8 protein-coding genes and 2 pseudogenes are annotated in these 12,679 nt (G+C 40.2%); 7 read left to right on the top strand and 3 right to left on the bottom strand.

The genetic code is table 11. The features are described 5' to 3' along the window. The first annotated feature begins 47 nt into the window (after positions 1–47). Both MKY22_RS06980 and MKY22_RS06985 read left to right on the top strand, forming a co-directional pair. The gene (locus tag MKY22_RS06980) at positions 48–518 is read left to right on the top strand and encodes a DinB family protein (RefSeq protein WP_341087740.1); all 471 of its coding nucleotides are present in this window, start codon (positions 48–50) and stop codon (positions 516–518) included. Positions 519–580: 62 nt separating this feature from the next. Then, positions 581–1,111, top strand: a complete 531-nt coding sequence (locus tag MKY22_RS06985) for a GNAT family N-acetyltransferase (protein WP_341087742.1) — start codon at positions 581–583, stop codon at positions 1,109–1,111. A gap of 46 nt (positions 1,112–1,157) precedes the next feature. On the opposite strand, the gene MKY22_RS06990 is transcribed toward MKY22_RS06985, so the two are convergent. Next, positions 1,158–2,141, bottom strand: coding sequence for a ketoacyl-ACP synthase III (locus MKY22_RS06990; protein WP_341087745.1), 984 nt, complete (start codon positions 2,139–2,141; stop codon positions 1,158–1,160). Positions 2,142–2,309: 168 nt separating this feature from the next. On the opposite strand from MKY22_RS06990, the gene MKY22_RS06995 reads away from it, so the two are divergent. The 4 genes and pseudogenes from MKY22_RS06995 to MKY22_RS07010 form a co-directional block, all read left to right on the top strand. Next, positions 2,310–2,984, top strand: a complete 675-nt coding sequence (locus MKY22_RS06995) for a 5'-methylthioadenosine/S-adenosylhomocysteine nucleosidase family protein (protein ID WP_214729756.1) — start codon at positions 2,310–2,312, stop codon at positions 2,982–2,984. Positions 2,985–3,187: 203 nt separating this feature from the next. Continuing rightward, complete coding sequence (locus tag MKY22_RS07000) at positions 3,188–4,072, top strand: acyltransferase family protein (protein ID WP_341087747.1); 885 nt, start codon at positions 3,188–3,190, stop codon at positions 4,070–4,072. Next, positions 3,966–5,192 (top strand): acyltransferase family protein, encoded by a 1,227-nt coding sequence (locus MKY22_RS07005; RefSeq protein ID WP_341087749.1) that lies wholly within the window; start codon positions 3,966–3,968, stop codon positions 5,190–5,192. Before MKY22_RS07000 ends, MKY22_RS07005 begins: the two co-directional genes overlap by 107 nt. A 263-nt stretch (positions 5,193–5,455) precedes the next feature. After that, positions 5,456–6,046, top strand: a pseudogene (locus MKY22_RS07010) (transposase); the annotation flags it as partial. Positions 6,047–6,704: 658 nt separating this feature from the next. Here the strand turns inward: MKY22_RS07010 and MKY22_RS07015 are convergent. Continuing rightward, a complete protein-coding gene (locus MKY22_RS07015) occupies positions 6,705–7,109 on the bottom strand; it encodes an RrF2 family transcriptional regulator (protein WP_214730097.1) in 405 nt (134 codons plus the stop codon). Between the two features lie 889 nt (positions 7,110–7,998). Between MKY22_RS07015 and MKY22_RS07020 the strand changes: the two genes are divergently transcribed. Continuing rightward, positions 7,999–10,536, top strand: coding sequence for an ATP-binding protein (locus tag MKY22_RS07020; RefSeq protein WP_214730096.1), 2,538 nt, complete (start codon positions 7,999–8,001; stop codon positions 10,534–10,536). Between the two features lie 69 nt (positions 10,537–10,605). On the opposite strand, the pseudogene MKY22_RS07025 reads toward MKY22_RS07020, so the two are convergent. Continuing rightward, positions 10,606–11,815 (bottom strand): annotated as a pseudogene (locus MKY22_RS07025) (IS3 family transposase). Positions 11,816–12,679: the final 864 nt, after the last annotated feature.

The following is a 12,679-nucleotide window of genomic DNA, read 5'->3' on the forward strand; positions in this document are numbered from 1 at the left end:
ATAGAGATAGGAGAACACTTATTCGTCATCGAAAGGAAGGATACATCATGAACGCAAAAGATTGGATGGTATGGAATTTAAATGAAGTGAGAAGAAGAAGCATCAAAGTCTGGTGCTCGATTCCTGAAGATAAGCTGAACTGGAAACCGGATGAGAACGCCATGACGTGTTTGGAAATGATTCGTCATGTGTTAGATAGCGAGTATTATTATTACTTAGCCTTACAAAATGGAGGCAGTCTATCGTCGTATGAGTCTCCGTTTGAAGGGCGTGACTTCGTATCCGTGCAAGAGGAGCTAGGCTTTGCGGAGGTCTATCGGGAGGAATTCATGACATATGTCGGGCGATTACCGGAATCAGATTTAGCGACGGTCCAGATTGATCGTTCCGAATCAGGTTATGTCCGTTCGCTTGGTGATATGCTGTTACGAATTGCTTATCATGAAGCAGTGCATACAGGACAGCTACTCGATTATTTGAGAACAGCAGACATTGAGCGTGTGCGGGTTTGGGACTAAGGTAGGTGAATGAGAAAATAATGGTAGTACTATGAGCTACCGATGCTAGGGGGATGAAATTCTTGAATATACGTTTAGCCACGTCCAAAGACATGAAAGTAATAGCAAAAATTTACGTTGATACGTGGAGGACGACATACGCCGGTTTAGTACCTGATGTATATTTGACACAACTCTCGGTTCAACGAGCTGAACAAAAATGGACACAGTTTTTGAACGATTCCTCACAAGATACGTTCCTATATGTGGTATTGAACGAACAGGGAATCACAGTGGGATTCGCAGCAGCTCAGATTCATGCTGATGATGGAGTACGGATAGGCGAGTTATCTGCCCTCTATATATTACCTGAAGCGCACGGTTTAGGGATCGGCAAAAAATTGATGGCGACTATCGCTGCTCATTTCCTGAAAGCAGATGTCTTCTCGATGCTGGTTTGGGTGATGAAAAAGAATGAGCCGGGACGAGCATTTTACAAACGACTCGGAGGTAAATACATAGATCATCGCCAGAGTCGTTTTGGGAATGTCACGGTTAAAGATGAAGCATATGAATGGCTGGATATTACCACGCTTGTCCGTCATCAGAATTAAAAACAAGGAGGAAGTACGATGCATCTGTACTTCCTCCTTGTATGAATCACAGACTCCATTTCATTAGTAATCCAGCTTGTGTCAAACCGCCACCAAATCCATATAATAGAAGCAAGTCACCCGTTTTGATTTTCCCTTCGGTAACACCTATATCTAAAGATAAGGGAATGGAGGCAGCGGAGGTATTTCCGAAATGGATGAGACTGTAAAGCGCTTTATCAAACGGAATATTGCTTTTTTCACAAATCGATTGAATCATGCGTAGGTTTGCACTGTGCGGAATGAACCAATCGATTTGATCCAAAGTCATTGATGCCTGATCCACTACTTGTTTCATTCCACGAGGAACCGTGCTGACCGCCCACTTGTAAACTGCGCGTCCATTTTGGATGAGTTTATTAGTGGGAATGATAGGATCTTCGAACAAGTGATTTGACAAGTTCGAGCAATAGAGACTGGCTCCTTTTTCCCCTTCCGAGTTCAAGTAGAATGAAATAAAGTCAGACTGGACTTCATCGCGTTCCACAAGAACCGCTCCACTACCATCTCCAAATAAAATGCATGTGTTTCGATCGGCATAGTCAGTGATGTTAGAGAGTGTCTCTGCTCCGATGACGAGAATTTTTTTATGAAGACCAGATGAAATTAACCCGTTCGCCAGGTGTAATCCGTATGTAAATCCTGCACATGCGGCGTTCAAATCAATTACACCCGCATGATTGATACCGAGTTTTGCTTGTACCAATGATGCAGTACTTGGTGTCTTAAAATCGGGTGTCATCGTACAGATGATGATCATATCAACATCTTGAAATTCTGTATTGTAACGCTGTTTTAAATTCATGGCTGCTTGATAGGCAAGATCACTTGTCGATTCAGTCTGACCCGCGATTCTTCGTTCTTTGATGCCTGTTCGTTGCACTATCCATTCATCATTTGTTTCTACTAGTTTCTCTAAATCATGGTTCGTCATGATTTGATTTGGAACGTAAGAGCCGATTGCTGTTACTCGAGCATGATATGCAGTCATAAATGGTTCCTCCCTGTAAAAAGATGTTATACTTGGTTTTAGTACTAGGTACTAATTTAAGCGAATTTTCTTTTAAACACAAGGAATATAACTTATCGTACACATCATCAATTCGATTAGATGAAAAAAAAGCGGTCTTTAGCGGATGCTCGAAAGGAGTAAGGAAGGATGATTGGAATCAGCATCGCCACCACATGGGAGTTCGACGCGACGATTGCATATTTTCATGTCTCGCCTGAAGAAAGAATCTTCTATCCGTATGGTGAATACTTTACGCGCGAGATGAAAGGGGAAACGCTCTTGTTTTACAGCACAGGCGTTCGAAAAGTAAATGGCATCGGAGCGAATCAATATATGATCCTCCGTTTCTCATTGACGAAGGTCATCGTTGCCGGAACGTGTGCCGGGATTGACCCGAGGTACGACGTACTTGACATCATCGTTCCAGATCGTGCCGTTCAATATGATTGTACGGTCAAAGAGATTGAACCACTCATTAAACCGTCATTCATCGTCAATCTCGACGTCTCAAAATATGGCAACGACTTTCATCTCGGAACGATCGGAACGGCTGATCGCGCTGTCGTCATGTGGCGAGACTATATCGAACTGCGAGATAACGGTCTGACGATTGCCGATACGGAGGCGGGGGCTGTCGCGTACATCTGTCAGAAAAATGCTGTCGAATGTATCATCATCAAAGGCATCTCCGATTTTCCGACAGAAGAGAAGAACGAGGGTGCTGTCGAAGCAAACGTCGAACAGATGCGGATCTATATCGAGAACACACCGAAAGTCATGCGACGGATTTTTGACGACTACTTGCATCGATTTCTAATGTAATTTGCACCCGATGCATTTCTTTACATATTTTCCAAGTTTCTTACGGCAATATAGTTCATTGGCATTGTATTTTTTGAAATATGTTCTATCATAGTGAATGGAAACGTTTTCTCGAAATGGTGAGTACATACCGAACTGTACAAGAAATGCGCTGCAATCATCAGGTTTCGTAGGTGTAGAAGTAGATGGAGGGACATAGAAGCATGCAAGAATGGAAAGTATCTGGTCAGAAACGGATTGATATTGAAAGCCGGTTTCGTCCAGAAATCGAAGGGCTACGCACGGTAGCTGCCTTACTCGTCGCAATGTATCACATTTGGTTCAATCGTGTCTCAGGTGGTGTCGATGTCTTCTTCGTCATCTCGGGTTTTTTAATCACGACATCAATCATCTCGACGATCAACCGGACAGGAGAGTTCAAGTTCCTTCCGTATGTGACAAAGTTGCTGAAACGACTGTTGCCATCGGTTTTATTCATCTTAGGTGTCGTCTTGGTATTAAGTACGTTTTTATTACCAGCATCGATTCTCGGTAAAACGATTCGTGAAGTCATCGCCTCGATGTTCTTTTATCAAAACTGGCAACTCGCCGTCTCAAGTACTGATTACTTGGACGCGACTCAAATGAAGTCACCCGTCGAACATTTTTGGGCACTATCGATCCAGTGGCAGTTTTATATGATTTGGTTCGTCTTGTTTTCGTTCATCTTATGGATGATGAACAAATATCAGATTCGGTCAATTAAAGCCGTCCTCAATGGTCTGCTTGGATTCTTGTTCGTCACGTCACTCGCGTACTCGATCTACCTGACTGAAGTCAATCAGCCATGGGCGTATTTCATTACGCCGACACGGGTCTGGGAATTCTCCTTAGGCAGTTTGTTATGCGTGAACTTATCGGCGATCCTTATTCCGAAAGGGGTGGCAACGATCATTGGCTGGATTGGTCTGATCGGTTTGCTGACGACCGGCGTCCTGTTAAATGTTCCCTGGTTATATCGCACTCTGGCCGATGACATGCGCCTTGATGATCGTGTTATCAGGGACGCAAGAGACACGGTTCGGATTAAAACGATTCCTCGGATCTAAACCAATGGTCAAACTTGGGGGGATTGCCTTCGGGATTTATCTCTGGCACTGGGTACTGCTTGAGTTCTATCGCTACAACGTCCAACAAACACCTGGCCTGCTCGTCGGCACATTGATTATTGTCTCGTCGATCGGCTTATCGTATCTGATGACGGAATGGATTGAAAAACCGATCCGGACTTCAACCGTCAATCGGACAGCGTTCAAGAAATTAGGTGCGCTGTTGACGGTCAACGTTTTGTTACTCGGATCATTACTCGGATTCGCTTATATGGAAGAGCAAGAGCTGAAACAAGCCGTTAGTAAGGATAAATATCCGGGTGCCTTAGCGATTGAACAGGCACTGTCTGTACCGAAGCAAGACCCATTCCCGTCATATGCGAACGTCTTCAATGACTTACCCCTCGTCCATACGGATGGTAGCAACCAAGGGCTACAAAAGACGGAAGCGAAGGTCGGCGAATACGGGAAGACGAAGGAGTATAAAGCAACGATCGCACTCGTCGGTAGCTCGCACTCAGAGCAATGGTTCGGTGCCTTACATGAAGCAATCAAAGGGACGGACATCCGTTTACTCAACCTGACGCGGTCAGGAACACGTTTTTCAACCGGATATGAACCGGACTCCCTAAAAGGGATCTGGAATCAGAATGTCTTGAACTACTTGAAAGATGCCGATGTTGATTTGATCATCTCACACGTAACAGCAGATGCTTCAAAAGACAGCATCCATCAACAAATGGTCGACCAGATGCAGTTCGTCAAGGACGAGTATGGAATCGAAGGTCTAGCACTCCGGGACAATCCACGATACGATTTTAACGTACTCGAGGCACTGGAGACGACAAGCATCGCTGACACGACGAAACAGATGAACGCACAACCGAATCAAACGGATGAGGCGTATTGGAAACAATTCGAAAAAACGAACCAGTCGCTCCATAAGCTGGATTTGACGCGTTACTTCCACGTCAAAGGCGAGTACCGTCCCGTTATCGGCAATGTCGTCATCTATCGCGATAACAGCCATATGACGAATACGTATGCGGAAAGTTTTGCTCCGATGTTCAACAAAAAGCTCAACGAGGTCCTCGCAGAAAAATTAGCAACGGACGAATAAAATATGTAAAACGAGGCTGGGACATAACTCAGTTTCACAAACGAAAGGCCCTCGAAACGTGTAGTCGTTTCGAGGGCCTTGTTCTATGACGAAAAACCGATTCTGAATAAACAAATAAGGACAACCTCAGATAAAGTTAAAGTGACCAAACCATAACCATCGGAGGTGCCCTTATGTTTAAAGATTATAACATGAACCAGCTGGTTTTGCCCTTAGATTTAGAAGTTCGTCTTCAAGAAAATGATATCGCGTTCGCTGTCCATCATATCGTTGCGGATGCCGGCTATGGGAGTCAGGAGAATTATCAGGATATTCTGATGCGCCGAGGGCGCATTCCACTCATCCCTTATACGATGTTCGAAAAAGAAAAGTCTCGAAAATGGCGCAATGATCCATTTAACACAGTAAACTGGTCTTATGATGAAAGGTCGGATCGTTTTGTGTGCCCTAATGGACAGGACGTAACATTCCGTTACATGTCCAAGAGAACAGATCGGTACGGATTCACGCGTGATTTCAAGGTGTATGAAAGCGAAGGGTGTGATGGCTGCCCGTTTCGCTCCCGTTGTACCAAGGCCAAAGAGGGTCGTCACCGACAGGTACACATAAACACTTCATGGGAAGAACAAAAAGAACAGATGAAAAAATGGCTTTCAGATCAAAAAACAGGATCCCTCTATGCGAAACGGAAGATAGACGTGGAACCAGTTTTTGGATATCTGAAGGCTAATTTGAGTTTCACTCGCTTTTCTGTGAGAGGAAAAGCGAAGGTGAAGCGTGAGCTCGGCTTCATCCTCATGGCCGTAAATTTAAGAAAATGGCTCATCCAAAGCGTTGCCCGAAGGGCAACTTGACGCGAGACAATGAAAAAAGAAGGAATTGCACATCCTGAGTGATGGCAATTCCTTCTTCTCGTTAAATTCAGCTAGTTATGTCCCAGCCTCATTTTACTAAGTTTTTCCGTTGCCCGCCAACAAACTGGCTCTTATGTCCAGCAATAGTTTCAGGTTTTTATGGTGCTTAGCTCACCAGTTACTTCTCTATGTAACAATCATACACCATGTGTATTCTTTTATCTACAAATTTGTCCATAAATCTATCTATAAACTACTCTGTATAAATGATTCCATAAATTAAAGTTGAACTTTTTAATTTATTTTTTCCCCTTCAACCATAGGCTTTTACGTGCAATCGCTCCATAAATCAATGGATAGATGTTCCTTATTCTTGTTATATTAATGAGTCCACTATCCTTTCCATTATTCTATTGATTTATGGACTTTTATCGCTGCATGAAAAAAGAATTAAATCATTATGATATGATTTCAGATTGTATATACATTCTATATACGTTATGCAAACTAGGAATGTTGAGTTATAAGGAAAATATAAAAGGATTATGGCAGGTTGACATCGGGATAGGTGCCGACTTAGTTTTTCTTTTCATCATGCTGTATGTAGGACTTATTATAAACTGTATAATTTTTTTCGAATCATAGTAATTAACCAAACTTACTCGCTGAGAATTTTTTCACGCTTATCTAATATATTTTTCAACGTAATTGAATGGAGAAATTCAGAAAACATCGTATAAGCACGTCCTAAAAACAGTTCGACTATAAACTGATCATCACTACTTATTTTCTTATTCTTTGAACCACCTACATTTTCAAACAAATTAAGAATCTCCCCCATATTAATATCTATAGGCGATTTAGCTAATTTTAATCCACCATTTCTCCCTCTTTTGGTCTCAATGTAGTTAGATTTTTGTAAGGCATAAACAACTTTCGTCAAAGAGTTTTCATGAACTCCATAAAATTGTGCAACCTCACTTTTTTTCACTAAACGTGTTGGATGAGATGCAGCAAACAGCAGCAATAATATTGCATGCTTTGTTGGATGATTGACTTCCATGACTACCTCCTCATTTCTTTAGATTTTATGGTTCATTTTATAGATTTAGTAATCCTCATCATCTAACAGAAAAAGAATCAAATATCATGCCTATACATATATGTGGAGTATAGAAAAAATAAAGATAATAATATTTAGAAGAATAGTAATTAAATCATGGGAATTTACGTGTAGTATTATCTTCTTGAACGTTTCTTACCATTCCAATACTTTCATAAGCGAAAGCGAGTTTTATAGGCATGGAAAAATTATATGAAAGTCACTATATAATGATAAGAAGAGTAAAGAAGCGCAGGACTAATGAATATTTCTTCAAATAATATGGTATTTTCTGCACCCTCCAACTCTCTATAGTAATGGCGAATAGAAGTTGCAACTTCATCGTGCAATTCCTTATATTTCGTCGGTGAAGACTTACAATTTCGCCGAGCGTGATCTTCGATAAGTAAAACGTATGGTTCGCTCGGTTTCAATACAGTAGTGGAAAAAGAAATTTCACTCTGCTCAAACTTTTGATTCAGTTTTTTAGCTAATAAGGATGATTTTTTCATCAAAAAAACCCTTTCTAAACAAATCCTTTTGATCAATAAAAGGATCTCTAATTTTCATCGTTAAATACGTTTAAAATTGTAATGTCATAATTATATACACTATGTACCTTTAAAAAAAATAATAAAATTTAAACAACATATCAACTAGAAATTTAGTACATGTATATCATACAATTAGATGTATTAAAAATATAAGTATAATAGATAAGAATAATATTATGTTTAAATTTAACTTCAAACTAAGAAGTACAAAATTATTGTTTATTGTAATGAAGTAATGATTATTTTTCGTAATAATTAGCTTATCTATATATCAAACAAATATGGAGGACATATCTGTGAAATGGATTAATCATACCATTAGTCGCCAATTGATGTTTGCGTTTTATATGGTCTTCATCGTATTAAGCGTTACATCCGGCATTGTCTATTTTTATACAGAGCAAAAGATTACTCAAGCCAATTCCACATTTAATGATTTAAACAAACGTCGAACAAACGCAAATGCTTTGGCAAGTGAATGGTCTTTCGCTCAAAACAATACCAAAACCTATTTATTAACTGGTTCAAACGAAGCACTGGATTCCTTGAAAGGTAATCAGAAAGAAATCAATCGATTGACGAAGTGGTTCGAAAAAAATGCTATTTACGATCAAGGCAAAGAGTATGCAGTTGCAACACGTCAGCTGTATAACGATTATTTTAATCAATCGATACCATCACTCTTAGAATATGTCGATGAAAAAAGGAAAGGTGAGATTGACGAAAAGTTTATCAATTCAGAAATCCTTGCAGCTCTTTCTAACACTCAAAGTTCTCTCAATATAAACAGAACATTAAGTGCTTCTAGTCGTGAAGCTACTAATCGTATTCAAATGACACAAATTGATATCTTGTTAGATAACTTTCTAAATTTGATTCAAGAAAAGGAAGCCAATGCAAAACATGACTTATTGAACGAAATGCGCATATCTCAATTCATTTGGCTCTCTAACCTTCTTGTTTTGATTCTTGTCTTGGTCTCACTTGTACGACCGTTCATAAAAAGAGTGACGAAGCAGATTAACGTATTATCTCGAGACAGTGCACTCCTTACAGAGGGAGAGGATATTCAAAACATTCCACTCCCAAAAAGACAAGATGAACTTTATAATTTAACGAATACTTTTAACCATATGGCAAAATCAATTGCTGATAATAAAGTGCATATGTTGACAAAAAATGAAGAACTACAAATTCATCAAGAAGAACTTATCGCCCAACAGGAAGAGTTACAGGCGCAACAAGAAGAACTTGAAGAAGCATTTGGTCTTACACTTCAGAATGAACAACGCCTTAAATATCGAAATGAACTTACCGAAACACTGGCTTCTCGTGAGACGTTGACTGCATATCCTGAAATTATTGAGAAACTGGTATCGATTACACAGTCTGAAATTGGTGCTCTACTCTTCCTCGATCAACAAGAAGTTCGCTCGAAAATTAATTATGGGATGTCGGAAGAAATGGTCGAACAATTGATTACAAGTGATCAATCTTTATTCCATAGAGTACGTCTTTTAAAGCGACCAATGAATTCATCGAAGCAAGTTACACATGAAAATCCTTTACCTTATCCTTATTATATGTATGAGGTCGCTGTACCAGTTCTTGATCCAAATAGTCAACAGATGATTGCTTGTATCTACTTGGTCCGGTATAAGGATCCGTTTAATACGGAGCAAATAAATGACATTCTATCTTTTTCGCAACAATTATCCTTATCACTTATGCGAATGGGCATTTACGAACAATTGATTAAAGAAAAGAATAAGACCACACAAATTTTGAACTCGATTCGTGAAGCAGTCATATACCTTGAACACGAAACGAATGAGCTACTATTTAATGAACCCTTGATGACACTACTTCCCGAAATTTTGATCAATGATAAGGATGAGGACAGTTCTACTTTTCATCAAGCAATGCAGGCATTCGCCTCTATTATTGATGAACCGACCCCATTCAACTGCTTTATTGAACAAATTATCGCGCACACCCTACCAAAAGATGGCTTAGTTGTCTCCATTCGAGGATATAGTAGTTATATTCAAATTTATGTTGAAAAAATCGAAGTGGAGGGGAAATGGGAAGGTACGATGCTTGTCTTACGGGATGTAACAAAAGAAACTGAAGCGGAACGAATGAAAGAAGAGTTCGTATCGACCGTTTCACACGAGCTCCGTACTCCCTTGTCATCTATCTCTGGCTTTACCGAATTGATGCTCAACAAGGATTTTGAAGATGATAGAAAACGGAAGTATCTTCAAACGATTCACTCAGAAACAGGTCGCTTGACAAGACTTGTCAATGATTTTCTCGATGTGCAGCGTATGGAATCAAGCGAATATCGATACGAAATGATGACATTCGATATTGTCGAAATTGCACAGGATTTAATTGAGTTCTATGCTGTCTCCCATGAAACGCATCACATAATTTTTGAACCGAGTCAGCCCATCACGATTAACGGTGACCCTGAAAAGATAAAACAATTGTTGAACAATCTTTTGAGTAATGCTGTCAAATACTCACCAAATGGAGGCACAATATCAATACACATTACGAGTGACTTGGGCTTCGCTAAAATTCGAATTCAAGACGATGGAATTGGTATATCTCAAGATGCAATACCGAAATTGTTTAATAAATTTTACCGTGTTGATAATTCAGAAACACGAAAAATTGGGGGTACCGGTCTAGGGCTTGCGATTTGCAAGGAAATCGTCAAGTATCATAATGGAACAATTGATGTCGAGTCTGTACTCGGTATTGGTTCTACTTTTACAATCGGTTTTCCGATTGCCCTTCCTTCCAGTACGTTGAATAAAGACTAATTGAAAATACCGCTCTATTTGAACTGAGCCCTACAGTTTGGACAGTTTAATAAAACCACCCTTAACGTTTTAAGCTGCTATGAGATGGCTGCGGTATTGTACCGGAGTCATCTTTTGTAGTTTCCATTGTCTTCGTTCGCTATTGTAATAATCAATATAAGCATCGACCATGGCACAGACCTCATCGAGGTCAGATGCTAATTTATACTCGACATAATCTTTCAAGTGCCCAAAGAACGATTCCATCGGGGCATTATCCAGGCAGTTTCCTCTACGAGACATGGATTGAAGCATTCCCATCTCATGGATGCGTGTTTGATAAGCAGGATGCGTATAATGGAATCCTTGATCAGAATGTATCATGGCTTCCGGGTGTATGTTCCCTTGAAGTCGTTCTGCGAGTTTATTCGCTGTATGAAGGACGAGTTCCATATGGAGGTTTTTAGATACATGATGTGCCATAATTTCATGTGTAGCGATATCCTTCACACAAGAAAGATAAACAGTTTGGCAAGATCCAATACGGAGATAAGTGATGTCTGTGACGAATACTTTACCAGGCTCCTGCTGATCGAACCGACGGTTCAAGTGATTTGGTACCGTCTTATGTTCATATGTCGCTTTAGCGATTTTACGGTAGGCGTTCTGCCTACGGATTTTCATCACGATTCCAAACTTCCCCATGATACGCAAAATACGTTTATGATTCATCGGCACCCCGATAAGATCAAGCATCTCCATGTAAAGACCACGATAGCCGATTTTTCCCTTATGACGATCATGAACATGTTTTAGAAGGAGGTAGTCCGCATAGTCACGTTCTTCCCGAAGGGAAACACTATCTGTACGTGCGAGCCAGGCGTAATAACCGCTGCGGCTCACTTCAGCGAGCATACATAGATCCGTCACGAACCGACTCGACGATTGTTTTCGTAAGACAATATTGATTGCCTGATAGCGTTCAGATGCCGTTAGTTTCGGTACTTCGCCTCTCATTCGAGAGCTTCTAGCTTTTTTAGTAATTCATTCTCCGCTGTTAGGTACTTGATTCGTGCTTCAGCTCTCGCAAGTCGTCGTTCGGCGTTTGCTTACCGATCATGTCCAAGTCAAAGCCGCTTTCCTCAAAGATTTGTATCGGTCGCTTACCAGCTAGATTCTCACGTACAGCGTGAATCTTAAATTCTCCTTTGTATTGAATCGTACGATCTGATACAGAGGCTACGTGAAGATTCGCTTCAAGTTGTCTGATTTGATCTGGATTGAAGGTGCGTCTGTTCATGAATAGTTCTCCCGTCTAAATTGAATAGGTACAGTATATCGATATCTTTAAACACAAAAAACCCCGAATGGGGTCTTTTATCAAGTGTCCACCATTCAGGGTTCAGTTCAGCTTTATGTCGTTTGGTGTCTTTTCCATTCTCTAAATAGTAGAATCTATCTTTTCTATCCATTCTCCTTCATATGCGATTTTACGATCGGCAATTCCCTAGTCGTTCCCTACACATAATGACATTCCTAATCGTTGTTGAGTCGCTTGGATTGAAGCGTCTCCACCTTTCTTTTTGCAAGGTGATTATGACTGTCGACTTTCCCTTTCTCCATGATCATTCTATTTAGGGTATACGTTCATTGCATTTTGATAAAAGATACATATGTTAGACGTTTCACGATCTGATACCGCTAAGTGATGAGAATGCGTCTTTTTAATTTTCTTTGCACTACTGTCATAATAATGATGGTTTAACTTGGATGCCTTCACTTCCATTCCATTATGTCCCCAAGCCAATTTCACTAGTAAATATGTCTTCCTTAAAAAGAAAGGATAGAAATCAGTATGGAGGTCTGCAGCATAGCTAATGAGCAATTCTATAATAGCGTTCTGAGATGTGACCGTTCAACTGAATATTATATCGTGTAGTCTTGATGGCTCTATTTCAATCTCGTTATATACTTTTTTAGGGCTTCTGCATTTTCTTTTTGTATACTCACGACTTCATAGTCTGGTCCTTTAATACTCACAAAAATAATTGAGTAAGGTGACTGCAATACCTCCTACAATGGTCCTTTATATCATCTTATGCATTCCTCTCTGTAATTATTAATATAGATACATGAAGAATTCGCGGACACACTCGCCCAGAAC

This window comes from Exiguobacterium sp. FSL W8-0210, assembly GCF_038006045.1.
Classification (GTDB): domain Bacteria; phylum Bacillota; class Bacilli; order Exiguobacteriales; family Exiguobacteriaceae; genus Exiguobacterium_A.